We start from the raw sequence: 26,811 nt of genomic DNA, 5'->3' as shown, positions 1-26,811 counted from the left end.
TGATTCCCCTCGGTGCGGCCCGGCTCGATGATCCACTCATACGCAGCCCCGTTGACGCCGGTCAGGCTAATCCGCGCGAACCCGTCCGACGCTCATTTCTCCTGACAGTTCAGGCGCTGTCCCCGCGACGTTCGCCGGGCGGACACCGGGGACGGCAGGTGGTGGAAGAAGAGGTTGAGGGCGACGGCGGTGAGGGTGCCGAGCATGATGCCGCTCTCGAAGAGCGCCTGGAGCTGGCGGGACGGAAGGTGTTCGGCGAATTCCGGATAGGCCGTCGGAAGAAATCCGACACCGAGACTGGCGGCGACCAGAACGGTGTTCCGGGCGTCCCCGAGATCGGCCTTGAGGAGAATCTGCACGCCGACCACGGTGATGGTCGAGAAGAGCAGCAGGGTGGCACCGCCGAGGACGGCCGGCGGAAGGGCCGCGACCACCGCGCCGACCTTCGGGACGAGTCCGAGGACGAGCATGATGACCCCGCTCGCCGCGACGATCCAGCGGGAGACCACCCCGGTCAGCCGGAGCAGGCCGACGTTCTGCGAATAGACCGTGGTCGGGAAGGAGTTGAGGAGCCCGGCGAGGACGGTCGCGGCGCCGTCCGCCCGCAGGGCGCGGGTGATGTCCCGCTCCCCCACCGGGCGCCCCGCGATCTCGCCGACCGCGAAGAACTGGCCGATCGACTCCACCGCGATGATCACCATCACCAGGACGATCGCCAGCACCGCCATCACGTCGAACCGGGGCGCGCCGTGATGCAGCGGTGCCTGGAGTCCGAGCCAGCCGGCGTCCCCGATCCGGGAGAAGTCGGCCCGGCCCGCGAAGGCCGCCACCAGGGTGCCCGCGACCAGCCCGAGCAGCACCGCGACCGAGGCGAGGAACCCCCGGGCGAACCGGTGGAGCAGCAGGATGACGCCGAGGGTGACGGCGGCCAGCCCCAGGTGCACCGGGGTGCCGAACCCGGCGGCGCCCGGGTCCCCGCCGCCCACCTGCCGGGCGGCCACCCCCATCAGCGTCACCCCGACGACGGTGACGATGGTGCCGGTGACCAGCGGCGGGAAGAAGCGCACCAGGCGGCTGAAGAGGGGCGCGACGAGGAAGAGCACGGCCCCGGCCGCGATCACCGCGCCGAAGACCGTGGGCAGCCCGGCCTCGGCCCCGCCCGCCGCCGCCCCGACGGAGACCAGCGAGGGCACGGCCGCCGTCGACATGCCCTGCACCACCGGCAGCCGTACGCCGATGCCCGACAGGCCCACCGTCTGGAGCAGGGTGGCGATGCCGCAGGCCACCAGGGCCGTGTTGACCAGGGCGGCGGTGTCGGCGGGCCCGAGCCCCAGCCCTTCGGCGACCAGCAGCGGCATGACCACGGCGCCCGCGTAGAAGGCGAGGACGTGCTGGAGGCCGAGGACGGCGATCCGCCACCAGGCGGGCACCTCCTCGACCGGGTCAGGGGCCGGCGGCAGCGGGGCGGGGCCCGCGTCCGGGGCGGCCGGGTGGTCGGTGGGGTGTTCCTGAGCCTGTGTCATGGGGGTTCCCTCCGTGCTCAGCGCTGCCACGGTGTGGTCAGGGGGACGAATCCGGCGCGTTTCACCAGCCGGTGGGCGCGTTCGCGGGCGCGGGCGCACAGTTCCTCCTCGTCGATGCCGGGGCAGTGCCCGTCCTCGAAGACGACCCGGCCGCCGGCCAGCGTCAGCACCACGTCACAGGCGCGGGCCGTGTACACCAGCGCCGAGAGGGTCCGGTGCACCGGCTGACGGGCGGCTCCGGTGAGGTCGACGACGGCGAGGTCGGCCGGGGCGCCCACGGTGAGGGAGCCGCCCGCCCGGCCGCCCGCCCGGCCCGCGTACCGGGCGCCGTCCACGGTGGCGGCCTCGAACACCTCCTCGCAGCGGGCGGCGGCCGGGTCGAGGGTGGCCTGGCGCTGGGCGAAGAGGGTCTGCTTCATCACCTCGAAGAGGTCCTGCCGCCCGCCCGCGCTCGGCCCGTCCGTCCCGAGCGCCACCACCGCGCCGGCCGCGCGCAGCCCCCGCCAGTCCATCGTCCCGGAGGCCAGGTAGGCGTTGGAGCAGGGGTTGTGGGCGACGTGGGCACCGTGCGCGCCCAGTGCCGCACGCTCCTCCTCGTCGAGCCACACCGCGTGGGCGAGGGTGGCGCGGGCGTCCAGCAGTCCTTCCCGGGCCAGCCAGGACACCGGCCGGGTGCCGTACGCGGCGAGGAAGTCCGCCGGGTCCCGGGCGCCCTCGCTGAGGTGGGTGTGCCAGCGCACGTCGTGGGCGCGGGCCAGTTCGACCGCGCCCCGGGTGAGTTCCGGGTCGCCGTAGGAGAGGTTGAGGGGGCCGGGCCAGACGCGGACCCGGGAGCCGGGGCCGCGTTCGGCCATGCACTGGCGGGTCAGCTCCAGTTCGCGGGCGCTGGACCAGCGGTGGAAGGCGGCGGGCAGGCCGCGTTCCTCGGCGATCCGGGTGCGGTCGCCGAGCATGCCCCGGGCGACGGCGCCGCCCAGCCCGACCTGCTCGATCGCCTCGGCCACGGCGAGCACGGTGGCGGGGTCGCTCGGCGCGTAGTGGTGGTCGACGACGGTGGTGATGCCGGCCCGGGCGGCCTCGACGGCGCCGAGCAGGGCGGCGGTCCGGGCGTCCTCGGCGTCGAGGTGGAGGGCGTAGGGCCACATGAACTCGTTGAGCCAGCGGCGGATGGCGAGGCCGTCGCCGATACCCCGGGCGAGCGACTGGAAGAGGTGGGTGTGGGCGTCGGTGAAGCCGGGGACGACGGCCCGGCCCCGGCAGTCGACGGTACGGCCGGGCCGCCAGCGGGCCGCGAGCTCGCGGGTGGGGCCGACGTCGGCGATCCGGCCGTCCGCGACGGCGACGGCGCCGTCGGTGTATACGGTGCGCGCCGCGTCGACGGTGACCACCTGGGCCCCGGACAGCAGCAGCGCGCACGGCTGTGGTTCGCGCATGGAGGGGTGACCCCGCTTTCGTGCGTGGGCTTTCGGGCGTGGGCGGGCCCGGCCGCACGCGGGGCTGCCGCGTGCGGCCGGGGGAACGGCCGGGTCAGCCCGCGAAGTTGGCGGCGATGCGCTGCCGGAGGTACTCCTCGGCGGTGATCGGCGCGTGGCGGCCGTCCGGGGAGGCGATGACGGCGTCCCGGTCGGCCTGGGCGAAGTACGCGATCGAGTAGCGCGGTCCCTGGTCGTCGCCGGGTCCCGGCGCCGCGACCCGGTGGAAGTTGGAGGGCAGCCGGTCGCCGCTCCAGCGGGTGAGCATGTCCCCGACGTTGCAGGTGATCAGGGCGGAACTGGCCCGCACCGGCGTCCACGCGCGGCCCTCGGCCTCCTGGCCGGGGCAGACCTGGAGGCCGTCCTGCCCGTCGCGCTGGAAGAGCAGGGTGAGGCAGTCGAAGTCGGTGTGGGCGCCCGCCCGCCACCCTGCCTCCGCCCGGCCGCGCGCCTCCTCGGGCACGGCGTAGTAGTGGAGCAGGCGCAGGGTGCTCTGGTGCAGGGGGCTCGCCGGGTCGTGCAGGCGGGCGAAGAAGTCCCGCTCGAAGCCGAGGCGTTCGGCGAGGCAGGAGAGCACGCGGTGGGCGACGGTGTGGCAGCGTGCCTCGAAGCCGAGCAGCGTGGCGCGGAAGCCGGGGACCTGCTCCTCGGCGGGCCACAGCCCGTCCATGTGCGGGCGGGTGAGCTGGTACGACTCCTTCTCGTCCGGGGTGCCGGTCGAGGGGCGGACCTGGCTGCGGTACTCCCAGCCCGCGTTGAGCCCCTTCTTCAGCGCGTGCCCGGCCTTGGCCTCGGCGGGGAGCGCGAAGTACGCCTCGGCGGCGGCGAAGGCCGCGTCGGTCTCGGCGGGGGTCAGGCCGTGCCCGGAGAGCTGGAAGAAGCCGGTGCCGGTGGCGGCCTGCCAGAGCTGCTCGGTGATCTCCGCCCGGCGGGTCTCGAAGTCGGCGAGGTCGACGACCTGAATCTGCCGGTCGGCGGTCGCCTCCCCGGCCGTGCCCATCCGCCGCTCGCGGTCGAGTTCCGCGCGGGCCCCGGAAGCGGCGGCCCGGTCGGTCTGGTGCGTGGTCAACGTGGTTCTCCCTGGGGTGGACGCACGCCGGGCGTACCGGCGCGCTCGGGGGAACGAAGCGCGGTCACCGCCCCCGGCGCTTCCACCGCCCGCGCACGGCGGGACGGGCACGCTCGCGCCGGCCTTGCTGCCGGACGCGACGTGAACTGGCGGCTCCCGGGGCCTTCTCGGCCCGCCGGGTGCCGCGCGATGCCGAGGAGTCTGGCGCCCCGGTGTTACGCCCCGGTCAACCCGGGTGTCACGGGCGTAACGAAGTGGGCCCCGGTCACCGGGGGCGCCCGGCGCCGTGTCCACGATGCGAAAGCAACCTGGGCGCAAGTGCCGGGAAACGCGGGAGAAACACCCCGCTCGGACGCTGTGAGCCCCCGCGCGGCCCTCGGAGCTGGTCCTTCGAACTCCGCTGTTTCCGCGTGCCCTTGACGCCTGGAGGCTCTTCTTGCGTGCGACTTCCCGCTCTCGACGTACCGTGCTCGGCGCCCTGCTGCTCTGCGGCGCGCTGACCGCGACCGGCTGCGGCGCCAAGACCGGCGACGCGGCCGGCGGCGGCAAGGCGGTGGCGGCCGACACCTCCGGCGACACCGTCAAGGTCGGCCTGCTCAACTCCCTCTCCGGCACCATGGCGATCAGCGAGGTGACCGTACGCGACGCGGTCAAGCTCGCCATCGAGGAGATCAACGCCTCCGGCGGCGTCCTCGGCAAGAAGATCCGGCCGGTCAGCGAGGACGGCGCCTCCGACTGGCCGACCTTCGCGGAGAAGGCGCAGAAGCTCATCCGGGAGGACCGGGTCGCCGCCACCTTCGGCTGCTGGACCTCGGCCAGCCGCAAGGCGGTCAAGCCGGTCTTCGAGAAGAACCGCTCGCTGCTCTTCTACCCGGTGCAGTACGAGGGCCTGGAGCAGTCCCCGTACATCTTCTACTCCGGCGCCACCACCAACCAGCAGATCGTCCCGGCCCTCGACTACCTGAAGAGCAAGGGCACCAAGTCGCTCTACCTGGTCGGCAGCGACTACGTCTTCCCGCGCACCGCCAACAAGGTCATCAAGGCGTACGCGAAGGCCAACGGCATGACGGTGAAGGGCGAGGACTACGCGCCGCTGGGCTCCACCGAGTTCTCCACCATCGCCAACAAGGTGAAGGCGGCCGGCGCCGACGCGGTCTTCAACACCCTCAACGGCGACAGCAACGTGGCCTTCTTCAAGGAGTACAAGTCGGCCGGGCTCACCGCGAAGGCCATGCCGGTGCTCTCGGTGTCGATCGCCGAGGAGGAGGTGAAGTCCATCGGTCCGCAGTACCTGAAGGACCAGCTCACGGCGTGGAACTACTACCAGACCACCGAGACCGCGGCGAACACCGCCTTCGTCGAGGCGTACAAGGCGAAGTACGGCAAGGCCAAGCCGACCAGCGACCCGATGGAGGCCGCGTACACCTCGGTGTACCTGTGGAAGGAGATGGTCGAGAAGGCCAAGTCCTTCGACCCGGAGAAGGTCAGGGCCGCCGCCGACGGGACCGCCTTCGAGGCGCCCGAGGGGACCGTCACCGTCGACGGGGAGAACCAGCACCTGGCGAAGACCGCGCGGATCGGCCGGATCGGCGCCGACGGGCTGATCGACGAGGTGTGGAACTCCGGCGAACCGATCGAGCCCGACCCCTTCCTCAAGGGGTACGACTGGGCCTCCGGTCTGTCCTGACCCGCCCGCTCCCCCGCGTGTCCCCGCCCACCCTCACCCCGGAGCCGCTTCCATGACGGTGATCCTCGGGCAGACCTTCACGGGCATCAGCATCGGCGCCGTCCTGCTGCTGATCGCCCTCGGGCTCTCCCTCACCTTCGGCCAGATGAACGTCATCAACATGGCGCACGGCGAGTTCATCATGGCCGGCGCCTACACCACCTACGTCCTCCAGCAGCACCTGGCGGGCGCCGGGCTCTCCCTGCTGCTGGCGCTGCCCGTCGCCTTCCTGGTGGCCGGGGTGCTGGGGGTGGCGCTCGAACACCTCCTCATCCGGCGGCTCTACCTGCGGCCGCTCGACACCCTCCTGGTCACCTGGGGCGTCTCGCTCATGCTCCAGCAGCTGGCCCGCGACCTGTTCGGCGCGCCCAACGTCCAGACCCGCGCCCCCGACTGGCTCACCGGACACCTCACGCTGCCACTGGGCGGGGCCGAACTCTCCCTGCCCACCAGCAGGTTGTTCATCCTGGCACTGGCCCTGGCGGCGGTGGGCACGCTCGCCCTGGTACTGCGGCGCACCGCGCTGGGCCGCCGGGTCCGCGCCGTCGTCCAGCACCGCGAACTGGCCGAGGTCTCCGGCATCCCCACCGGCCGCGTCGACCGCACCACCTTCTTCCTCGGCTCCGGCCTCGCCGGGATCGCCGGGGTGGCGCTGACGCTGGTCGGCCCGATCGGCCCGGCGATGGGCACCAACGTCATCATCGACGCCTTCCTGGTCATCGTGGCCGGCGGGATCGGCCGGCTGCGCGGCTGCGTCGTCGCCGCCTTCGTCCTCGGCGTCCTCCAGTCCGTCCTGGAGTGGTCCACCACGGTGAGCGTCGCCAAGGTCGCCGTCCTCGTCGCGCTCGTCGCCTTCCTCCAGTGGCGGCCCCAGGGCCTCTACACCCTGCGTACCCGGAGCCTCGTATGACCCTGACCGCACCCCCGCCCCCGGCCGCGCCGCCCGAGCCCGCCCGCGCCCGGCGCCTGCTGCCCGCCGCCGGGCCCCGCCGCACCCTCGCCGCCTTCGCCCTCGGCGCCGTGCTGCTCTTCGCCGTCGCCCCGCTGGCCCTGACCGACTTCCGGCTGGGACTGCTCGCCAAGTACCTCTGCACCGCCATCGTCGCGGTCGGCGTCTGCCTCGCCTGGGGGCGCGGCGGGCTGCTCACCCTCGGCCAGGGCGTCTTCTTCGGCCTCGGCGGCTACGCCATGGCGATGCACCTCAAACTGGCCGACGCGGGTCCCGGCAACCTCCCCGACTTCATGGTCCTCTACGGCACGACCGACACCCTGCCCTGGTGGTGGGTGCCCTTCGCCAACCCGGTCTTCGCCCTCGCCGCCACCGTGCTGCTGCCGATGGGCGTGGCCGCGCTGCTCGGTTCGCTGATCTTCCGGCGCCGGGTGCGCGGGGCGTACTTCGCCCTGCTCAGCCAGGCGCTGACGGCGGCCTTCGCGATCTGGCTGGTCGGCCAGCAGGCGACCACCGGCGGCACCAACGGCCTCACCGACATCCAGGGCTTCTTCGGCTACGCGCTCGACGACCCGGCCAACCAGCGGATGGTCTACTTCGTCATCGCCCTGGTCCTGCTCGCGCTGATCGCCCTGGCCCGCCAGCTGATCCACTCCCGGTACGGCGAACTCCTCGTCGCCGTCCGCGACTCCGAGGAGCGTGTCCGCTTCCTCGGCTACGACCCGGCCCGCGTCAAGCTCGTCGTCTACGTGGTCGCGGCGGGCATGGCGGGACTGGCGGGCGCCCTGTTCGTCCCGGCCGTCGGCATCATCTCGCCGGCGCTGATCGGCATCGTCCCCTCGATCGAGCTGGTGATCGGCGCGGCCGTCGGCGGCCGGGCCAGCCTGCTCGGCGCGGTGCTCGGCGCGCTCGCCGTGGCCTGGGCGAAGACGGCGCTCTCCGAGGAGTTCCCGGCCGCCTGGACCTACTTCCAGGGGCTGCTGTTCGTGGTGGTGGTCGCCTTCCTGCCGGGCGGCCTCGCCTCCCTGGCCAGAACCGTACGGGCACGGCTCGCCCGGCGCCGTACGGGCGCGGACGAGGACGGCGCGGAGCAGAAGGAGGCGGCGGTATGAGCGGCACCGGCACGGAGTCCCGGGGCGGGCTGGAGATCAGCGCGCTGCGGGTGGAGTTCGACGGGTTCACCGCCGTCGACGGGGTGGACCTGAGCGTCGCCCCCGGCGACCTGCGCTTCCTGATCGGGCCGAACGGGGCGGGCAAGACCACTCTGGTCGACGCGGTCACCGGCCTCGCCCGGGCCACCGGCTCGGTCCGGTTCGAGGGCGCCGAGCTGCTCGGGCGGCCCGTCCACCGGATCGCCCGCGCGGGCGTCGGCCGTACCTTCCAGACGGCGACGGTCTTCGAGAACCTCACCGTCCTGCAGAACCTCGACATCGCGGCCGGCGCCGGACGCTCCGCCGCCACCCTGCTGCGGCGCCGCAAGGGCGTCCCCGAGGCGGTCGCCGAGGCGCTGGAGACGATCGGGCTGACCGCGCTGCGGGAGCGCCCCGCCGGGGTCCTCGCCCACGGGCAGAAGCAGTGGCTGGAGATCGGCATGCTGCTGGTCCAGAACGTGCGGCTGCTGCTCCTGGACGAGCCGGTGGCCGGCATGAGCCACGAGGAGCGGGACGCCACCGGCGCCCTGCTTCACCGGATCGCGGGCGAGCGGACCGTGGTCGTCATCGAACACGACATGGACTTCCTGCGGTCCTACGCGCGCACGGTGAGCGTGCTGCACGCGGGCCGGGTGCTGAGCGAGGGGACGGTGGACGAGGTGCGGGCCGATCCGGCGGTGCAGGAGGTGTACCTCGGCACCGCCGAGGACGCCGCGGCGGTGGCCGGGGCCGAGGCGGTGACCGGCGCATGACGCTCCTGGAGATCGACACGGTGCACGCCGGGTACGCCCGCTCCACCGTCCTGCACGGCGTCTCCCTGACCGTGCCCCGCGACGGGGTCGCGGCCGTCCTCGGCCACAACGGCGCGGGCAAGAGCACCCTGCTGCGCGCGGCGGCCGGGCTGCTGATCCCCTCGCGCGGCGCCGTCCGCCTCGACGGCGAGGACGTCACCCGCCTGCGCCCGCACCAGCGGGTGGCCCGCGGCCTCGCCTACGTCCCCCAGGGCCAGCAGTGCTTCCCCCAGCTGACCGCCGCCGAGAACCTCCGCCTGGTCGCCGACGGCCGGCCGGCCGGCCGGGCCGCCACCGACGAGGCCCTCGACCTCTTCCCGGCCCTGCGCACCCTCGGCCACCGCCCCGCGGGCCTCCTCTCCGGCGGCCAGCGCCAGCAACTCGCCCTGGCCCGAGCCCTGGTGACCCGCCCCCGCCTGCTCCTCCTGGACGAGCCGACGGAGGGCATCCAGCCCTCGGTGGTCGCCGAGATCGAGGCGGCCGTCCTCGCGCTCACCCGCCGCGGCGGCCTCTCCGTCCTCCTCGTCGAACAACACGTCGGCTTCGCCCTCCGCGCCGCCGCCCACTACCACGTCCTGACGGCGGGCCGGGTGACCTCGTCGGGAACCGGCGGGGCGGGGGCGGAGGAGGTGGTGCGGGGGGTGCTGCGGGTGTAGCCGGGCAGGGCACCACCGGCACCCGGGGCGCGTACGGAAGCGGAAGGACAGCCGCGGCCGTGCGCGCCCGATCCGGGCCCCGAACCGGACACGGGCATTTTCCGGGCGCCGATCGGGCCCGAAACGGGCATCACTCCGTGTCGCGTCGGCGCCTCCGCCTATGCTGACCAGCACGGTCCATTCCGCCCGAACGGGCAAGAACGGGCAGGAGCACCCCCGCGCAGGAGGTGGCCGAGCCACGGGCGCTGCTTGTACAAACGACACGTGAGCCCGAACGGACCGGTCCGGGCTCCGCAGTGGACCGCACCGAAGCAGAACCGGAAGGGCGTCGTGGGCACCGAGGAACGCCGCAGAGGGATTCTCCACACCGCCCGCCGGGACGGCTCGGTGGAGGTGAACGCGCTCGCTGCCCTGTTCCGCGTGGCCAAGGAGACCATCCGCCGTGATCTGCACGTACTGGAGGAACACGGTCTGGTACGCCGGACGCACGGCGGGGCCTATCCCGTGGAGTCGGCGGGGTTCGAGACCACGCTGGCCGTCCGCACCACCCGCAACGTGCCGCAGAAGTCGCGGATCGCGGCGGCCGCGGCCGACCTGCTCGGGGACGCCGAGACGGTCTTCGTCGACGAGGGCTTCACCCCCCAGCTCGTCGCCGAGGCGCTGCCGAAGGACCGCGAACTGACCGTCGTCACCGCCTCCCTGGCCGTCGCCACCGCGCTGGCCGGGGCGGAGAAGACCGCCGTGCTGCTGCTCGGCGGGCGGGTGCGCGGCGCCACCCTGGCCACCGTCGGGCACTGGGCCGGGCGGATGCTCGGTGACTTCGTGGTCGACCTGGCGTTCATCGGCGCCAACGGCATCTCCCGCTCGTACGGCCTGACCACCCCGGACCCGACGGTCGCCGAGGTGAAGGCGCAGGCGGTGCGGTGCTCGCGGCGGCGGGTCTTCGTCGGGCTGCACACCAAGTTCGGCGCGGTGAGCTTCTGCCGGTTCGCCGAGGTCGCCGACTTCGAGGCCATCGTCACCGACACCGGCCTCACCTCCGCCGAGGCCCAGCGTTACTCCCTCCTCGGTCCCCAGGTCATCCGCGTCTGACCGACCTGGCCGGTCCCACCCCTGTCCGCACGGCACCGCCCCACGCGCGTGCCGGGGCGCGGTCCGCCGCGCCCGTACACCCCCTTTCCCCCATCGAGCCGCGACCCCTCAGGAGTTCCCCATGGCCCCTCCGCGACCACGCCACGGACCGCGCCGCCGCCTTCTGCGAACCGGAGCGGCGGCGGCCGCGCTGGCGCTGCTCTCCGGATGTGCCGGGGCGGGCGGCACCTCGTTCGGCGGCGGCGACGCGCTGAACGTCCTGATGGTGAACAACCCGCAGATGGTCGAGTTGCAGAAGCTCACGGCCAAGCACTTCACCAAGGAGACCGGCATCAAGGTGCACTTCACGGTGCTGCCGGAGAACGACGTGCGCGACAAGGTCAGCCAGGACTTCTCCAACCAGGCCGGCCAGTACGACATCGCCACCATCAGCAACTTCGAGCTGCCCTTCTTCGCGAAGAACGGCTGGCTGCACGAGCTGGACGGCTACGTCGCCAAGGACCCCGGCTTCGACCAGGACGACATCCTCGCCCCGCTGCGCGAGTCGCTGACCGCCGAGGACGGCAAGCTCTACGCCCAGCCGTTCTACGGCGAGTCCTCCTTCCTGATGTACCGCAAGGACATCTTCGAGGAGGAGGGGCTGACCATGCCCGACCAGCCCACCTGGAAGGAGGTCGCCGAGCTGGCGAAGCAGACCGACGGCTCCCGCCCCGGGATGAAGGGCATCTGCCTGCGCGGGCTGCCCGGCTGGGGTGAGGTCATCGCCCCGCTGACCACGGTGGTCAACACGATGGGCGGCACCTGGTTCACCGAGGACTGGAAGCCGCAGCTGACCTCACCGGAGTTCAAGAAGGCCACCAAGTTCTACGTCGACCTGGTCCGCTCCCACGGCGAGCGCGGCGCCCCGCAGTCCGGGTACGCCGAGTGCCTGAACAACATGACCCAGGGCAAGTCGGCCATGTGGTACGACGCCACGGCCGGCGCGGGCTCCCTGGAGGCGTCCGGCTCCCCGGTGAAGGGCAAGATCGGGTACGTCCCGGCCCCCGTCGAGCAGACCAAGAGCTCCGGCTGGCTCTACACCTGGGCCTGGGGGCTGCAGAAGGCGTCCATCAAGTCCGACGACGCCTGGAAGTTCATCTCCTGGGCCTCCAGCAAGGAGTACGAGGAGCTGGTCGGCGCCACCAGCGGCTGGTCCAACGTCCCCGCGGGCAAGCGGGCCTCCACCTACGCCAACCCGGAGTACCGCGCCGAGGCCGGGGCCTTCGCCGACGTCACCGAGAAGGCCATCTCCTCGGCCGACCCGAAGAACCCGGGCACCCAGCCCCGCCCGACCGCCGGCATCCAGTTCGTCGGCGTACCGGAGTTCACCGACCTGGGCACCAGGGTCGCCCAGGAGATCAGCGCCGCCATCGCGGGCCGCCAGTCGGTGGACGCCGCGCTCGCCACCTCCCAGAAGCTGGCCGAGAAGGTCGCGGAGGAGTACCGATGACCACATCCACCGCCCCGGCGAAGGCACCGAGGCCGCCCGCGCCCGTGCCGCCCGCCGCCACCCGGGGCAGCAAGGCCAAGGCGTGGGCGACCAGGGCGCCGCTGCTGCCCGCGCTGGTCTTCCTCGTCGTCGTCACCCAGCTGCCGTTCGTGGCGACGCTCGTCCTCTCCCTCTTCGACTGGAACTCCCTCAGCCCGGAGAAGCGCCACTTCACCGGCCTGTCCAACTACGCCTCGGTCTTCACCGACGCCGCCCTGCGCGACGCGGTGATCACCACGGTGATCCTGACCGCCTCGGTGGTCCTGGTCAGCGTGGCGCTCGGCCTCGGCTTCGCCCTGCTCCTCAACCGCCGCTTCTTCGGCCGGGGCATGGTCCGCACCCTGCTCATCACGCCGTTCCTGCTGGTCCCGGTCTCCGCCGCGCTGCTGTGGAAGCACGCGCTGTACAACCCGGAGTACGGCCTGTTCAACGGCGCGCTCAACTGGTTCGGCTCGCTCTTCGGCATCGAGAAGGTGGTCCAGCCGGACTGGATGTCGTCGATGCCGCTGGCCGCCGTGGTCGCCGCCCTGGTGTGGCAGTGGACGCCGTTCATGATGCTGATCCTGCTGGCGGGGCTCCAGAGCCGCCCCGACGACATGATGGAGGCGGCCCGCATCGACGGCGCCGGGCGCTGGCAGATGTTCGCCTTCATGACCCTGCCCCACCTGCGCCGCTACCTCGAACTGGGCATCCTGCTCGGCTCGGTGTACATCGTGCAGAACTTCGACGCGGTCTTCACCCTCACCTCCGGCGGCCTCGGCACCGCCAACCTCCCCTACACCGTCTACGAGACCTTCTACCGGGCCCACGAGTACGGCCTGGCCTCCGCCGTCGGCGTCGTCGCGGTGATCGGCACGGTGCTCATCGCCACCGTCGCCCTGCGGGTGGTCTCGTCCCTCTTCCGCGAGGAGGCGAGCCGCGCATGAGCGCCTCGACCACAACCCCGGCCACAGCCCCGGCCACCCGGCCCCGCCGCCGTGTCACCGGCGTCGCCGTCACCGCCTGGGTGCTCGGCCTGGTCTTCTGCTTCCCCGCCCTGTGGATGGTGCTGACCTCCTTCCACGCGGAGTCCGACGCGGCCACCAACCCGCCGTCCTTCGCCGCCTCCCTCACCCTGGACGGCTACCGCACCTTCTTCGGCGGCGGAGGCGGCCCGACCCCCTGGCCCCCGCTGGTCAACTCCCTGACCGCCTCCTTCTTCTCCACCGTGCTGGTCCTGCTCCTCGCCCTCCCGGCGGCGTACGCCCTCTCCATCCGGCGCGTGCGCAAGTGGACCGACGTGCTCTTCTTCTTCCTCTCCACCAAGATGCTGCCGGTGGTGGCCGGGCTGCTGCCCATCTACCTCTTCGCCCGCAACACCGGGTTGCTCGACAACATCTGGCTGCTCGTCCTCCTCTACACCTCGATGAACCTGCCGATCGCGGTGTGGATGATGCAGTCCTTCCTCTCCGACGTGCCCGTCTCGATCATCGAGGCGGCCCAGGTCGACGGGGCGCGGCTGCCGACCGTGCTGAGCCGGGTGGTGGCGCCGGTCGCCGCGCCCGGGATCGCGGCCACCGCGCTGATCTGCTTCATCTTCAGCTGGAACGAGCTGCTCTTCGCCCGGGTGCTGACCGGTGTCGTCGCCTCGACCGCCCCCGTCCACCTGACCACCTTCGTCACCAGCCAGGGCCTCTTCCTGGCCCAGCTCTGCGCCGCCTCGGTGGTCGTGTCCCTGCCGGTGCTCGCCGCCGGCTACGCCGCCCAGGACAAACTCGTCCAGGGCCTCTCCTTGGGAGCAGTCAAATGAAGGCAGCCATCGTCGAAGCCGTGGGCAAGGTGTCCCTCACCACCGTGCCCGACCCGGAGCCGGGTCCGCGCGACGTGGTCGTCAAGGTCGCCTCCTGCGGGCTGTGCGGCACCGATCTCCACATCCTGCAGGGCGAGTTCGCCCCGACGCTGCCGATCGTGCCGGGCCACGAGTTCGCCGGCGAGATCGTCGCCCTCGGCTCCCGTGTCACCGAACTCGCCGTCGGCGACAAGGTCGCCGTCGACCCCTCCCTGCACTGCCACGAGTGCCGCTACTGCCGCACGGGCCGCGGCAACCTGTGTGACAACTGGGCCGCCATCGGCGTCACCACGGCCGGCGGCGCCGCCGAGTACGCCGTCGCCCCCGTCGCCAACTGCGTCCGCCTCCCCGAGCACGTCGACGTCCGCGACGCCGCCCTCATCGAGCCGCTCTCCTGCGCGGTCCGCGGCTACGACGTGCTCCGCGGCAACCTCGGCTCCGAGGTCCTCATCTACGGCTCGGGCACCATGGGCCTGATGATGCTGGAACTGGCCAAGCGCACCGGTGCCGCCCGCGTCGACGTCCTCGACGTCAACCCCGACCGCCTGGCCACCGCCGGCCTCCTCGGCTGCTCCGCCACGGCCGCCCGCGCGGAGGAACTCGACCGCCCCGCCGGCTGGGACATCGTCATCGACGCCACCGGCAACGCCCAGGCCATCCAGGACGGCCTCGGCCGCGTCGCCAAGGGCGGCACCTTCCTCCAGTTCGGCGTCTCCGACTACGCCACCACCGCCGTCATCGAGCCCTACCGCATCTACAACCAGGAAATCACCATCACCGGCTCCATGGCCGTCCTCCACAGCTACGAGCGAGCCGCCGCCCTCTTCGCCTCCGGCGTCCTCGACCCCTCGGTCTTCATCAGCGACCGCCTCCCCCTGGAGCAGTACCCGGAGGCGATCGACCGGTTCCGGGCGGGCGAGGGCAGGAAGATCGTCGTGGAGCCCTGGAGCTGAGGCTCTGGAACTGAGGCTCTGGAACTGAGGACAGAACGCCCCTCCCCGGCGGCTCGACCGGGGAGGGGCGTTCCCGTCGTTCGCCCGGGCCGGCGTCCACGGCCTGCCCGTCTCCCATGGTGGGGAAAACCCCACCACAAGGTCTCGACCTGGCTGTCATGACCTGGGGCGGGGAGTTGGCTGCAATGGTCTGGTGCTGACTCACCGGGTACAACAGTCCTTGGAAAGCCGGAAGTTGTGGTGCTGCGGATGGCTCGTGGCCGCGGTCTGGGCCGCCGCGTTCCCCGTGGTCTCCTCGCTCGGGCCGCATCGCGTCTGGGGCGCGAGCGCCTGCGTCGGGTATCTCTGCGCGGCCGTGGCGGTCCTCTCCTGGCGCTCGCTCGGACGGGCCGTCTCGGTGTGGATCGCCGGGATCGGGGCCGTCCTCGTGCCCCTCGTGGTGCTCGTGCTGACCGGCGGGGCGCAGAGCGAGGTCGGCGTGGTCGAGCGCGCCGGGCTGCTGACCGTACGTCAGGGCACGCCGTACCTGGCCGATCCGCAGGCCGTCGTGGAGGTCACCCCGTACCTGCCCGGCATGGCGCTGTTCGGGCTGCCGGGGGCGGTGGTGGCCGACGGCTGGGAACCGCTGCGGTACCTCGGGGACGCGCGGCTCTGGTGTGCGGCGGCCTTCCTCGGCTGCCTCTGGGCGGCGGGCCGCGTCCTCGGCGGCCGGGGCACCGGGCAGCTCGTCGGTGCCGCGCTGATCGCCTCGCCGGTGGTGGCGCTGCCGCTCGCCGTCAGCGGTGTCGACCTCCCGCTCACCGGCCTGCTCTGCCTGGCCCTGGCACTGGCCGCCCGGCACCGTCCGGTGGCCGCCGGGCTCGCCCTGGCGCTGGCCTGCTCCCTGAAGTGGACGGCATGGCCCGCCCTCGCCGTCGTCGCGGCTCTCCTCGCCCATCGCGCGGGGCTCGGTGCCGCCCTGCGCGGTACGGGGGTCGCGGTGGCCGGGACAGTGCTGGCCGTCCTCCCCAGCGCCCTGCTGGCGCCGGGCCCCCTGGTCGAGCAGGTCTTCGCCTTTCCCACCGGGCGGGGTGAGTGGGAGACCCCGGCGGCCAGTCCGCTGCCCGGCCGGCTCCTGGCCGACCTCGGCCCGTTCGGCTGGTACGCGGCGATGACCCTGCTGGCGGCGGGCGGGGTGGCCGTCGCCGTCTCGCTGTGGGTCCGGCCGCCGGCCGGCCTGGTCCCGGCCGCCGACCGGCTGGCGGTGGGGCTCTGCACGGCCTTCCTGCTGGCTCCGGCGGGCCGGTTCGGCTACCTGGCGCTGCCGGTCCTCCTCAGCGTGTGGGCCCGGCTGGCCGAGGCGCCCTCACGGGTGGCCCCCGCCAGGAGCCGCGTCGTGGCGGCCGGGTCCGCGGCCCGCCCCGTCCTGGTCGGCGGTGACCGGTGAGCGCGCGGCGTACGGCGGCGGTGGCGGCCTCGCTGGGCTGGGGCGCGCGCAGGCTGCCGTTCGTGGAGGACGAGGTGGAGGGGCTCGGCGCCTGGGTGCGGCCCGGCGCGGCCTGTCTGGACATCGGGGCCGAGTACGGGCTCTACACCTGGATGCTGTCGGCGCTCGCCGGGCCCACCGGACAGGTGCACAGCGTGGAGCCGCTGCCCGGGCCCAGTGGCTGGCTGCGTACCACCGCCCGGCTGCTCGGCGCCCGCAACGTGACGGTTCACCGCACGGCGATCGGCGACCGCACCGGGCACGGCACGCTGAGCCTGCCGGTCCGCCGGGGCCTGCCGGTGCACGGCCGGGCGTACCTGGTGGAGGGCAGCCGTGGCCCCGGCCCCAACGCGGAGTTCCGTAGGGCCCGTTCGGTGCGCACCCCCGTGCGGACGCTCGACCAGCTGGTCCGGGACATAGGGCTGGAGAAGCTCTCCTTCCTCAAGGCCGACGTGGAGGGCGCCGAACTGGCCGTGCTGCGCGGCGGCTCGGCCACGCTGCGGCGCCACCGGCCCACGCTGCTCCTGGAGATCGAGCGGCGGCACCTCACGAAGTACGGAGGCGACCCGGCCGAGGTCCTGAGCCACCTGGGGAGTTACGGCTACCGCGCGCACCGCAAACAGCACGGCCGCTGGGTACCCGCCCCCTGGATCACCGAGGACTGCCGCAACTACCTCTTCACCGCCTGACCGCCCCGTCCCCCACCCCGTCACCCCGTGAGGCAGCGACCACCCATGAACACCACCCTGATCGTCACCAACGACTTCCCGCCGCGCCAAGGCGGCATCGAGACGTTCGTGCACGCCATGGCGACACGCGTCCCCGGCAACGACGTGGTCGTCTACACCTCCTCCGAACCGGGCGCTGCCGCCTACGACGCCACGCTGCCCTTCCCGGTGATCAGGGATCCCAGCCGGATGCTGCTGCCCACCCCCCGTGTCACCCGTCAGGTCCTGCGGATCGCCCGTGAACACGGCTGTGACCGGGCCTGGTTCGGGGCGGCGGCGCCGCTCGCCGCGATGGCCCCCGCGCTGCGGCGCGGCGGGCTGCGCCGCCTGGTCGCCACCACGCACGGCCACGAGATCTGGTGGGCCCGCACCCCCGGGGCACGCCAGGTGATGCGGCGTATAGGGGAGAACGTCGACGTCGTCACCTACCTGGGCGAGTACACCCGGCGGCGCATCGCGCCCGCCCTCGGGCCGCGCGCCCGGCTCGCCCGGCTGGTGCCGGGGGTGGACGCGGCGGAGTTCCGGCCCGCGCCCGGCCAGGGCCGGCAGGTGCGCGAACATCACGGGCTGGTGGGCCGCAAGGTCGTCCTGTGCGTCTCCCGGCTGGTGACACGCAAAGGCCAGGACACGCTGATACGGGCGCTGCCCCGCATCCGCCACACGGTGCCCGACGCGGCGCTGCTCATCGTGGGCCAGGGCCCGGACCAGGAGCGGCTGCGGAAGCTGGCGGACCGGTACGGGGACGGCCACGTCGTCTTCGCCGGGGGCCTGGACCACGCGTCGACCACCGCCTACTACGCGGCCGCCGACGCCTTCGCCATGCCGTGCCGGACCCGCAAGGCGGGGCTGGAGGCGGAGGGGCTGGGCATCGTCTTCCTGGAGGCGGCCGCCAGCGGCCTGCCCGTCGTCGTCGGCGACTCGGGGGGCGCGCCGGACACGGTGCTGGACGGGGAGACGGGCACGGTCGTCGACGGCAGCGACCCGGTCGCCGTCGCGGACGCCGTCACGGGGGTCCTCGTCGATCCGGTGCGGGCCGCCACCATGGGGCAGGCCGGGCGGAACTGGGTGGAGGACCACTGGTCCTGGGACCGGTCGGCGGACCGCCTCAACCAGCTGCTGACCCCCGGCACGGAACGGCTGCCGAGCCGCGCCTCGGAGTGATTAGCCGTGCCTTCCCGGCCCGGTGGGCCACCGGGCCGGGAAGGCACGGCCCACGGGGGCTCAGGCGGCGGGGTCCTGGCGGCGGAGGTGGGCGAGGACCGCGAGAACGCGCCGGTTGCCCTCGGCCGGGTCCAGCTCCAGCTTCATGAAGATGCTGCTGGCGTGCTTGACCACCGACGCCTCGGTGATGGTGAGCCGCTGGGCGATGGCCTGGTTGTTGAGGCCCTCCGCCATCACCGCGAGCACCTCCCGCTCGCGCGGGGTGAGCCGCTGGAGCGGCTTGTCGGCGGTGCCCTGCTGCAGCAGCACCCGCACCACCTCCGGGTCGATCACGGTCTGCCCGGAGGCGACCCGGTCGAGGGCGTCGAGGAAATCGGTGACCTCCCCGACCCGGTCCTTGAGGAGATAGCCGAGGCCGCCCGCGGCCGGGGAGCCGCTGAGCAACTGGGTGGCGTAGGCGGTGGCGACGTACTGGGAGAGCACCAGCACCGGCAGGGAAGGGTCCGCGCGGCGCAGTTCCAGGGCGGCGCGCAGTCCTTCGTCACGGAAGCCGGGCGGCATCCGCACGTCGGTGATGACCACGTCGGGACGGTCGGCCGCGACCGCGCGGGCCAGCTCCTCGGCGTCGCCGACGGCGGCGGTCACCTCGTGGCCGACCCGGGAGAGCAGTTCGACCAGTCCGGCGCGGAGCAGGACGGCGTCCTCCGCCAGCACTACACGGAGCACGGCACCTCCACCCGGAGCTGCGTGGGACCGCCGACGGGACTGGTCACGATGAGCCTGCCTTTCAGAATGGCCACCCGGTCCGCCAATCCTTGCAGACCGGCGCCGGCCTCGGGATCGGCGCCGCCGTGGCCGTCGTCGGTGACGAGCAGGACGAGGGTGTCGTCCCGCAGCCTCCCCACGACGGACACCTGGTCGGCGCCGCTGTGCTTGGAGGCGTTGGTCAGCGCCTCCGTGACGGTGAAGTACGCGGTCGTCTCCACGGCGGACGGCAGCCGGTGCGGCAGGTCCAGGTCGACGGTGACGGGAACGGGGTTGCGCAGGGCGAGTTCGGCGACCGCGGCGGGCAGCCCGTGGTCGGTGAGGACCTGCGGGTGGATGCCGCGTACCAGGGAACGCAGCTGGTCCAGGGCCTGGCGGGCCTCGTCCCTGGCCCGGCTGACGAGAGGGGCCGCGCCCGAGTCCTGGCCGCGCAGCTCCAGTTCGGCGAGGCCCAGCGTCATGGTGAGTGCGACGAGCTGCTGTTGGGCGCCGTCGTGCAGGTCGCGTTCGATGCGGCGCCGCTCGGCCTCGAAGGCGTCGACCAACCGGGCCCGGGAACGGGTGAGTTCGATGACCCGGCTGCTGAAGTCCTCGTCGCGGGCGGCGAGCAGGAACTGGGCCGTCCGCACCTGGGCCCCGGCGAGCAGCCCGCCCGCGTACGCCGAGACCACGAGGCCGACCAGCCCGGCGGCGCTGCCGGGCAGGGCCGCGACGGGGTCGGAGAGGGGCTGCCCGGGCACCAGCATCACCGTGTCGGGGGCGATCGCCCAGACGATGACGGGCGTCGCCGTGAGAATCAGCGACAGCCCCAGCAGCGCGGCGAAGCCGATCCCCGTCGCGGTGAAGACGACCCCCAGCAGCACCGTGTAGGCCAGCTCCCGCCAGGTCGCCCGCTCCCGCAGCCGGGTGCGCAGCCACGGCAGGGCGCTCGTCCCGGGCAGCGAGCCGTGCGGGTCGAGCAGCGGTTCCGGCTCGACCAGCCGCAGCCTGCGCCGCTCCAGGGCCGCGACGGGTATGCCCACGACGGCCAGGGTCAGCAGGACCAGCAGCCCGACGCCCACCACCGACAGGCCCACACCGACCAGCAGCAGGGCGGCGCACACGAACAGCACCACGGGGCCCACGACCAGGCCGCTCAGCAGGAAGGCCCAGGAGCGCAGGGGCCAGGCGCCGAACAGGAAGCGTACGGGGCGCCGTCGCATGGCCTCCCAGACGGCGACGGTCATGGTGCGGGTCCCTCCGGAGCCGTGGTGCGGGTGTGTGCACCGGGAACTCTAACGGCCCGGAGGCGTACGCCGACGGTAGGGAAAACCCTCCCTCCGACACTCGCCGCAGACCCACTGCCCCGAGCCGTCGTCTCTGCTGGACTGGGACCATGCCACTGCTCACCGACATTCAGCTCCCCGCCGTCCAGCTCGCGGCCGTCTCCAAGAGCTATCCCAGCTCGGCGGGTCCCGTCCCCGTGCTGCGCGAGGTCAGCCTGGGCTTTCCGCAACGGGCACTGACCGCGGTGATGGGTCCTTCCGGTTCGGGCAAGACCACGCTGCTGAACTGCGCGGCGGGGCTCGACAAGCCCGACACCGGCAAGGTCCTGCTCGGTGAGACCGACCTGGCGGCCTGCGGCGAACGCGAGCTGACCGTGGTGCGCCGCAGCCGCATCGGCTTCGTCTTCCAGCAGTTCAACCTGCTGCCCATGCTGACCGTGTACGAGAACGTGGCACTGCCGCTGCGGCTGCAGCGCGGACGGGTGCGCCGGGAGCGGGTCATGGAGGCGCTGCGCCAGGTGGGGCTGGAGGACAAGGCGGGGCGGCGGCCCGCCCAGCTCTCCGGCGGCCAGCAGCAGCGGGTGGCGATCGCGCGGACCCTGGTGGCCGAGCCGGAGATCGTCTTCGCCGACGAGCCGACCGGCTCCCTGGACCGCAAGAGCGGGCGGCAGATCATGGAGCTGCTGCGCGACACGGTCGACCGGGCCGGGCGCACCGTGGCGATGGTCACCCACGACCCGGCCGCCGCCGCCTGCGCGGACCGGGTGGTGTTCCTCTCCGACGGCCAGGTCGTCGGCAGGCTCGACCACCCGACGGCCGAGGCGGTCGCCCGGCAGCTCAGCCTGTGGGAGCGGTGATGTGGCGCATCTCGGTGCAGTCGGTGCGCCACTACTGGGCCCTGTTCGCGGGCACCTTCGTCGCGCTCGCGCTCGGCGTCGCGCTGATCGGCGTCTCGGCCTCCGCGCTCGCGGCGACCTGGGCGGTGGACGCGACGCCGGACGGCTCCACCCCGTCGGTGACCCTGAAGGACGGCACCGGCGCGGCCCGTACCCTCTCCAGCGGCGACCTCGACATGGGCGGCGTGCAGAGCGTGCTGGCGATGGCGGGGGTGGTGTCGGCGTTCGTGACGGTCTTCGTCATCGCCGGGACGTGCGCCTTCGGCATCGCGCTGCGCCGCCGCGACATGGGGCTGCTCCGGCTGGTGGGCGCGGGCGGGGGCCAGGTGCGCCGGATGGTGCTCGGTGAGTCCCTGGCGGTGGCGGTGCCGGCCGCGGTGGCCGGCTGCGCGGTGGCGGCGGTAACGGCGCCGCTCGCCGTGGAGGCGCTGAACGGGACCGGGCTCTCCCCCGTCGACCTGCGGCCGGGCCCGCTGCTGTGGCCGCTGGTGTTCGCGGCCGGCAGCGGTCTGGTCATCGCCGTGCTGGGCATGCTGGCCGCCTCGAAGCGGGCCGCGCGGGTGCGGCCGACGGAGGCGCTGCGCGAGGCGGACCTGGACTCGCGCACGATGACCGCGGGGCGGGCCGTGACCGGCGTGCTGGCCCTGCTCGGCGGTGCGGTGATGGTGGCCCTCGCACCGGGTTCGGGCACCGAGGCGGCGACGCCACTGGCGCTCTTCGGCACGATGGCGCTGGCTGTCGCGGCCACCCTGCTGGGGCCGCTCTACCTGCCGCCGCTGCTGCGGGTGATGGCGCTGCCGCTGCGCTGGGCGGACCCGGTGGCGGGGCGGCTGGCGGCGGAGTCGGTACGTACCTCCCGGCGGCGGACCGCGTCGCTGGTCGGGCCGGTGCTGGCGATCCTCGCGATCGTCGGGGTCTTCACCACGGTGCTCTCCACCACGGGCGCGGCGACCTCGGCGGACGACCGGGCGCGGACCACCGCCCAGCTCGTGGTCGAGCCCGCCGGGGACGGCGGCTCGCTGGACCGGGAGGCGGTGGACCGGCTGCGCGAGGACCCGCGGGTGGCCGCGGTGTCGGCCCCGGCGCCGCTGGAGATCGCGGTGGCGGGACCGCACTCGGCGTGGAAGGAGCAGGCGGCGCTGGCCGACCCGGTGGCGCTCTCCCGTACGCACCGGATCACCGTGGTGGACGGCTCCCTGAAGCCGCTGGAGCCGGGCACGGTGGCGATCTCGCGGGAGTTCGCCGAGTGGTACGGGCACCGGGCGGGCTCCACGGTCACCTACGGCCTGTTCGGCGGCGAGCCGGTGCGGGCGAAGGTGGCGGCGGTGCTGGACGGCGGCTCGGCGGTGCCCTCGGTGGTACTGCCCCCGGACACCCGGGGGGCCACCCCCGCGCCGGCCCCGGAGCGGGCGGCGGTGCTGCTCGACGAGCGGGACGCCGCCTCCGCCGGGGCGGCCGCCGCCCGGCTCACCGAGCGGCTCGGCGCCGACCGGGTGCGGGTGCTGCCGACCGAGACGTGGTTCGGCCGGAGCGCGACCGACCAGGACCGGCTGAACAACCTGGTGCTGGCCGTCCTGACCGTGCCCGCCTCGCTGTACGCGCTGATCGCGGTGGCGAGCACCCTGGTCATGTCCTACAGCAGGCGTGGCCGGGAGATCACGGGGATGCGGATGATCGGCGTCAGCGCGGGCCAGGTCCGGCGGATGGCGCTGTGGGAGACCCTGGCGACCACGACGCTGGGGACGCTGATCGCGGCGGCGGTGGTGGCGTGGGGCGTCCGCGCCTACCAGGGTTCGCTGAGCGTCTTCGGCGGCGGGGCTCCGCTGAGCGTGCCCTGGGGAATGCTCGGCACGCTCGTGGCGGCCTGCGTCCTGGTGGGCGTGGTGGTGAGCCTCGCCGCGACCGGGCGGCTCCTGCGGCGGGTCAGCACCGCCTCGACGGCCACGCGTCAGTAACGGGTGCCGCCTCACCTCGTGCGGTGCGCGCGGCGCCCGGTTCGCGCCCCGGCGCACCGGGTGCCGTGGCACCGCACCGGGGTTTCGGGAAGTCCCGGCGGGGCCTGACGTCCTGACCGCGCCGGGGCACATCCGCGCGCCATCCGCTCCGTGGTCACCGCTGTCCCACGTAGCGGTATCCGGCGTGGCGCGCCTATGCTGACAGCCCCACACCACTTTCCCTGCACCATTCGGTGGCATCCGTCCGCCAGTTGCCGGGCACAGTCCTAACTAGCGGGAGTCTCCATGCGCGTCGCGATCGCTGAGGATTCCGCGCTCCTGCGCGCGGGAATGGCGAGGCTGCTCGCGGACGAGGGCATTGACGTCATCGCTTCGCTGGGCGACACGACGGAGATTGTGGAAGTGGTGCGGAAGTGCCGGCCGCACGTGGTCATCATGGATGTCCGGATGCCGCCGACCCACACCGACGAAGGCATTCGCGCCGCCGTCGAGATCCAGCGGATGGACACCGGCACGGCCGTCCTGCTCCTCTCGCAGTACGTGGAGCCCACGTACGCCGAGGAACTGGTGCGTGAGGCACCGGCAGGTACGGGTTACCTGCTCAAGCAACGGGTGGGCGATTTCGCGGAGTTCCTCTCCGCTCTGCACCGGGTCCGTCAGGGCGAGACCGTGCTGGACTCGGACATCTTCAAGCAGTTCGTGGGAAGTCCGCGCGAGAAACACGCGACGGAATTGCTCACCCCCCGAGAACGCCAGGTACTGGAACTCATGGCGACCGGACTGACGAACAGCGGAATCGTCAACCGCCTCGGTATATCCGAGCGCGCGGTGGAGAAGCACGTGACCTCGATCCTGGGAAAGCTGCGCATCGCCAACTCGGGCGAGAACCACAGGCGGGTGCTGGCCGTCCTGAACTACCTGCGGGGAATCGAAAGACTCCACGACAGATCCGAATGACGTGCGGTGGGTGCTCCGGTGAAGTTCTCGACCTCCTACCGGGTGGCGGCCGGCCTCATCTACCTTTCCATCGGCAGCCTGGTGGGGCTGCTGCTGGCCCCGCTGCTCCTCCTCTCACTGGTGCTGCGCCTCGCCTCGTGGCTGCCGCTGGTCGCCGTACCCAAGGCGGTCCTCCTGTGCGTCCGCGCCGGGTCGGCGGTGGGCCGGTGGCGCGCGGGCGGGCGGGCACCCGGCTCCCCCGGGCGGGACAGCCCGATGCGGGAGGTGCTGCGGCAGCTGCCGGCCCGGATGGCGGTGCTGAACGAGGGGCTCTCGTTCAGCCTGCCGCTGCTGCGGGCGGTCGCCGACCTGGAGCGGCTGCTCGCCCACTCGGTCGTCGGTGACAACGGCCAGTCCGACCCGCTGCGGCCGACGGCCAAGACGGAGCCGGAGGAACGGCCCCGGGCGGGCTGGGACGACATCCGCTACGTCGGCCTGCTGCTGCTCGGCACGGTGTGGCTGCTGCCGCTGGCCGCGCTGGCGGTGCCCGTGGTGGTCTTCGTGGTGACGCTGCCGCTGGGCCCGCCCGAGCAGTTGGCCTTCGGCCCAGGCAACACGCTGACGGTGTCGGGCCCCGTGACCCGGGTGACGGTGGCGCTGGCCGCCGCCGCGCTCTTCACGGTGCTGATGGGGCTGCTGCTCTGGATGGGCCGGCTGCGGGCCCGGATGGTGCGTTCCATCCTGAGCCGCATCGACGAGGCGGAGGCGCACCGCCGCGAGGAGGCCGCGGAGCGCCGGCGCATCGCCGCGCTGCGGGTCAACGACGCCGACTACCGCCGCCTGGAACGCGATCTGCACGACGGGGCGCAGGCACGGCTGGCCGTCATTCTCATGCATCTCTCACTCGCGAAACACCGGCACGGAGAAGATGCCGGGCATCTGCGGTACGTGATCGAGGAAACGCACACGGAAATAGGAAAGGCGCTGGACGATATTCGCGATCTCGTCCGGGGAGTTCAGCCGCCCATTCTCAGCGACCGTGGCCTGGAGGCCGCCGTGACCGCCTTGACCGAGCGATTTCACGTTCCCGTGGAAGTGGACAGCGGTCTCGGGCGGCGCCCCGATGTGCGGGTGGAAGCGACCGCTTACTACATCGTGGCCGAATGCCTGGCCAACACCGTGAAGCACGCCCGCGCCACCCGTATCCGCGTCACGCTGGAGGAGCACGAGAACCACCTGGCCGTCTCGGTGACCGACAACGGCACGGGCGGCGCCTCCCTCTCGGGCGGAACGGGACTGCGCGGGCTGGACGACCGGGCCGCCGCACTCAACGGCCGGCTGGACGTCAGTAGTCCACCGGGTGGCCCCACGACAGTGACCGCCACCCTCCCGTGGTCGCTGCACCCCCTCTGAGCTGCCCTCTTTCCGCACACCGAAAGCTCTTGCCGTTCAACGAACAGGTGATCGAAGATGGGGTGGTACGGCTAGCCGCACCCCTCGGGGTACGGGTAGCCGTACCGGCGGAGTTCGACAAGGGGGGAATCTTGGAAGCGGACCTGGCGGAGGATCTGCTGCGCACGCTCACCCGTGCGCACGCGATCCCTGGAGCACAGCTCACCGTCCTCCGGGCGGGCCGGAGCCTGTCGCTGGCCACCGGAGTGAGAAGGACCGGCGTCGCCGATCCGGTCACCACGGAAACGGCTTTCGCGCTGGGCTCGGTGACCAAGGCGTTCACCGCGACTCTTGTCGGACAGCTGGTCGCCGACGGCGAACTCGAATGGGACGACCCCGTCGCGGATTACGTGGCGGAATTCGACAACGCGGTGGACGAGGCGTTCTCCGAGATCACCCTGCGGCACCTGTTGAGCCACACCGGCGGACTGGTGGCCGACCACGAGACGGACGACGTGGCGGAGACTTCTCTGGCCCGTTACACGGCGAGTGTTTCGGCGGCCACCCGCACACTGCACCGGCCCGGATCGTGCTTCTCCTACGCGAATTCCGGATACAACATCCTCGGCCGCACCGTCGAAGCCGTCACCGACATGAAATGGCAGGCGGCCCTCGCCAACCTGGTGCTGCGCCCGCTCGGCATCGACCCGGTCTTCGTGCACGACGCGCCCGGCGGGCAGCGGGCCCTCGCCCAGTGCCACACGGTCCGCCCCGGCGAGAACCGCTCGGCCACGCCCGTCGGCCTCTTCCTGCCGCCCAGTTGGGCCCCGGCGGGCGGACTGGCCGGCAGCGCGGACGACCTGGCCGCCCTCGCCACCCTGCTCCTGGGCACCCACCCGGACGCGGCGGAGCTGCTCCCCGAGGAGCAGCGCACCGAGATGTGCGCCCGGACGCCCGCGGCCGACGCCTTCGGCATGGCCGACGCCTGGGGCCTGGGCCTGGCCCACCACGCCTCGCCGGACGGGGTGTGGCTGGGCCACGACGGCACGGTCGACGGCGGCACCGCCCACCTGCGGTTCCGGCCCGCCGACGGCACGGTGGTGGCGCTGACCACCAACGCCACCACCGGCACCGCGATGTGGGCCGAACTGGTCGACGCCCTGCGTGAGCGGGGCGTTCCCGTCGGCGACCACCGTCCCCTCGCCGCCACCACGCCGCCGCTGACCGCCGGTCCCGGCCGGCTCGACGGCGACTACCGCAACGGCGACACGGTGTTCCGCGTGCGCACCGCCGAGAGCGGCGTGCCGGTCCTGACCGACGCCACCGGCCTCGTCGCCGACCTGACGGTCCACGAGGACCTGACCTTCACCGCGCGTCGGACCGACACCGACGTCGCCCCCTACACCGGCCGGTTCGTCACGGACCGTGCCTCGGGCGAGATCCACCTCATGCAGCTCGGCGGCCGCGCCGCCCGGCGGACCGCCGCTCCGTAGCCGCTCCCTCTCCGCGG

General features: G+C 73.2%; 23 protein-coding genes. 18 read left to right on the top strand and 5 right to left on the bottom strand.

The window, feature by feature from the left end:
- Nucleotides 1–92: 92 nt before the first annotated feature.
- From IF45_RS0111510 to IF45_RS0111500, 3 genes are all read right to left on the bottom strand, one after another.
- Entirely contained in the window at nt 93–1,523 is a 1,431-nt protein-coding gene (locus IF45_RS0111510; protein WP_030307190.1) for a nucleobase:cation symporter-2 family protein, read from the bottom strand.
- A 17-nt stretch (nt 1,524–1,540) separates the two neighbouring features.
- Entirely contained in the window at nt 1,541–2,956 is a 1,416-nt protein-coding gene (locus IF45_RS0111505; protein WP_030307184.1) for an amidohydrolase family protein, read from the bottom strand.
- Between the two features lie 94 nt (nt 2,957–3,050).
- The gene (locus tag IF45_RS0111500; protein ID WP_030307182.1) at nt 3,051–4,064 is read right to left on the bottom strand and encodes a 2OG-Fe(II) oxygenase family protein; all 1,014 of its coding nucleotides are present in this window, start codon (nt 4,062–4,064) and stop codon (nt 3,051–3,053) included.
- A 436-nt stretch (nt 4,065–4,500) separates the two neighbouring features.
- On the opposite strand from IF45_RS0111500, the gene urtA reads away from it, so the two are divergent.
- From urtA to IF45_RS0111435, 13 genes are all read left to right on the top strand, one after another.
- Complete coding sequence (gene urtA, locus IF45_RS0111495; RefSeq protein ID WP_030307180.1) at nt 4,501–5,751, top strand: urea ABC transporter substrate-binding protein; 1,251 nt, start codon at nt 4,501–4,503, stop codon at nt 5,749–5,751.
- Between the two features lie 52 nt (nt 5,752–5,803).
- Complete coding sequence (urtB, locus tag IF45_RS0111490) at nt 5,804–6,700, top strand: urea ABC transporter permease subunit UrtB (protein WP_018894778.1); 897 nt, start codon at nt 5,804–5,806, stop codon at nt 6,698–6,700.
- The gene (gene urtC, locus IF45_RS0111485; protein WP_008407436.1) at nt 6,697–7,851 is read left to right on the top strand and encodes an urea ABC transporter permease subunit UrtC; all 1,155 of its coding nucleotides are present in this window, start codon (nt 6,697–6,699) and stop codon (nt 7,849–7,851) included. Before urtB ends, urtC begins: the two co-directional genes overlap by 4 nt.
- Nucleotides 7,848–8,642: an urea ABC transporter ATP-binding protein UrtD gene (urtD, locus tag IF45_RS0111480; protein ID WP_008407438.1), complete on the top strand. Its 795-nt coding sequence runs from the start codon at nt 7,848–7,850 to the stop codon at nt 8,640–8,642. Before urtC ends, urtD begins: the two co-directional genes overlap by 4 nt.
- Complete coding sequence (locus IF45_RS0111475; RefSeq protein ID WP_008407440.1) at nt 8,639–9,337, top strand: ATP-binding cassette domain-containing protein; 699 nt, start codon at nt 8,639–8,641, stop codon at nt 9,335–9,337. Before urtD ends, IF45_RS0111475 begins: the two co-directional genes overlap by 4 nt.
- Nucleotides 9,338–9,667: 330 nt before the next feature.
- Nucleotides 9,668–10,429: a DeoR/GlpR family DNA-binding transcription regulator gene (locus tag IF45_RS0111470; RefSeq protein ID WP_003951376.1), complete on the top strand. Its 762-nt coding sequence runs from the start codon at nt 9,668–9,670 to the stop codon at nt 10,427–10,429.
- 121 nt (nt 10,430–10,550) lie between these two features.
- Nucleotides 10,551–11,918, top strand: coding sequence for an ABC transporter substrate-binding protein (locus IF45_RS0111465; RefSeq protein ID WP_018894779.1), 1,368 nt, complete (start codon nt 10,551–10,553; stop codon nt 11,916–11,918).
- Entirely contained in the window at nt 11,915–12,883 is a 969-nt protein-coding gene (locus IF45_RS0111460; RefSeq protein WP_008407444.1) for a carbohydrate ABC transporter permease, read from the top strand. Before IF45_RS0111465 ends, IF45_RS0111460 begins: the two co-directional genes overlap by 4 nt.
- Complete coding sequence (locus IF45_RS0111455) at nt 12,880–13,746, top strand: carbohydrate ABC transporter permease (RefSeq protein ID WP_003951373.1); 867 nt, start codon at nt 12,880–12,882, stop codon at nt 13,744–13,746. The genes IF45_RS0111460 and IF45_RS0111455 overlap by 4 nt, the downstream gene beginning before the upstream one ends.
- On the top strand, nt 13,743–14,738 hold the full coding sequence (locus IF45_RS0111450; RefSeq protein ID WP_003951372.1) for a zinc-dependent alcohol dehydrogenase family protein: 996 nt from the start codon (nt 13,743–13,745) through the stop codon (nt 14,736–14,738). The genes IF45_RS0111455 and IF45_RS0111450 overlap by 4 nt, the downstream gene beginning before the upstream one ends.
- 256 nt (nt 14,739–14,994) lie before the next feature.
- Nucleotides 14,995–16,164 carry a glycosyltransferase 87 family protein gene (locus tag IF45_RS0111445; RefSeq protein WP_008407447.1) on the top strand — a complete coding sequence of 390 codons (1,170 nt, stop codon included), beginning with the start codon at nt 14,995–14,997 and terminating at the stop codon, nt 16,162–16,164.
- Nucleotides 16,161–16,892 (top strand): FkbM family methyltransferase, encoded by a 732-nt coding sequence (locus IF45_RS0111440; protein WP_030307174.1) that lies wholly within the window; start codon nt 16,161–16,163, stop codon nt 16,890–16,892. Before IF45_RS0111445 ends, IF45_RS0111440 begins: the two co-directional genes overlap by 4 nt.
- Nucleotides 16,893–16,937: 45 nt before the next feature.
- Nucleotides 16,938–18,092, top strand: a complete 1,155-nt coding sequence (locus IF45_RS0111435; RefSeq protein ID WP_030307172.1) for a glycosyltransferase family 4 protein — start codon at nt 16,938–16,940, stop codon at nt 18,090–18,092.
- 60 nt (nt 18,093–18,152) lie between these two features.
- Here the strand turns inward: IF45_RS0111435 and IF45_RS0111430 are convergent, their stop codons facing one another.
- Together IF45_RS0111430 and IF45_RS0111425 are read right to left on the bottom strand one after the other, a co-directional pair.
- Entirely contained in the window at nt 18,153–18,818 is a 666-nt protein-coding gene (locus IF45_RS0111430; RefSeq protein ID WP_008407453.1) for a response regulator transcription factor, read from the bottom strand.
- Entirely contained in the window at nt 18,806–20,083 is a 1,278-nt protein-coding gene (locus tag IF45_RS0111425; protein WP_008407455.1) for a sensor histidine kinase, read from the bottom strand. Before IF45_RS0111425 ends, IF45_RS0111430 begins: the two co-directional genes overlap by 13 nt.
- Before the next feature lie 149 nt (nt 20,084–20,232).
- Between IF45_RS0111425 and IF45_RS0111420 the strand changes: the two genes are divergently transcribed.
- From IF45_RS0111420 to IF45_RS0111400, 5 genes are all read left to right on the top strand, one after another.
- Nucleotides 20,233–20,979, top strand: a complete 747-nt coding sequence (locus tag IF45_RS0111420) for an ABC transporter ATP-binding protein (protein ID WP_003951366.1) — start codon at nt 20,233–20,235, stop codon at nt 20,977–20,979.
- Complete coding sequence (locus tag IF45_RS0111415) at nt 20,979–22,973, top strand: FtsX-like permease family protein (protein ID WP_030307169.1); 1,995 nt, start codon at nt 20,979–20,981, stop codon at nt 22,971–22,973. The genes IF45_RS0111420 and IF45_RS0111415 overlap by 1 nt, the downstream gene beginning before the upstream one ends.
- 285 nt (nt 22,974–23,258) lie before the next feature.
- On the top strand, nt 23,259–23,930 hold the full coding sequence (locus tag IF45_RS0111410) for a response regulator transcription factor (RefSeq protein ID WP_003951364.1): 672 nt from the start codon (nt 23,259–23,261) through the stop codon (nt 23,928–23,930).
- A gap of 18 nt (nt 23,931–23,948) precedes the next feature.
- Entirely contained in the window at nt 23,949–25,322 is a 1,374-nt protein-coding gene (locus IF45_RS0111405) for a sensor histidine kinase (protein ID WP_030307168.1), read from the top strand.
- A gap of 131 nt (nt 25,323–25,453) precedes the next feature.
- Complete coding sequence (locus IF45_RS0111400) at nt 25,454–26,794, top strand: serine hydrolase domain-containing protein (protein ID WP_030307166.1); 1,341 nt, start codon at nt 25,454–25,456, stop codon at nt 26,792–26,794.
- Nucleotides 26,795–26,811: the final 17 nt, after the last annotated feature.

This window comes from Streptomyces albidoflavus, assembly GCF_000719955.1.
GTDB classification, from domain to species: Bacteria; Actinomycetota; Actinomycetes; order Streptomycetales; family Streptomycetaceae; genus Streptomyces; species Streptomyces albidoflavus.
Note: the sequence above shows the minus strand (reverse complement) of the source record. Positions and strands in the feature narration are given on the sequence as shown.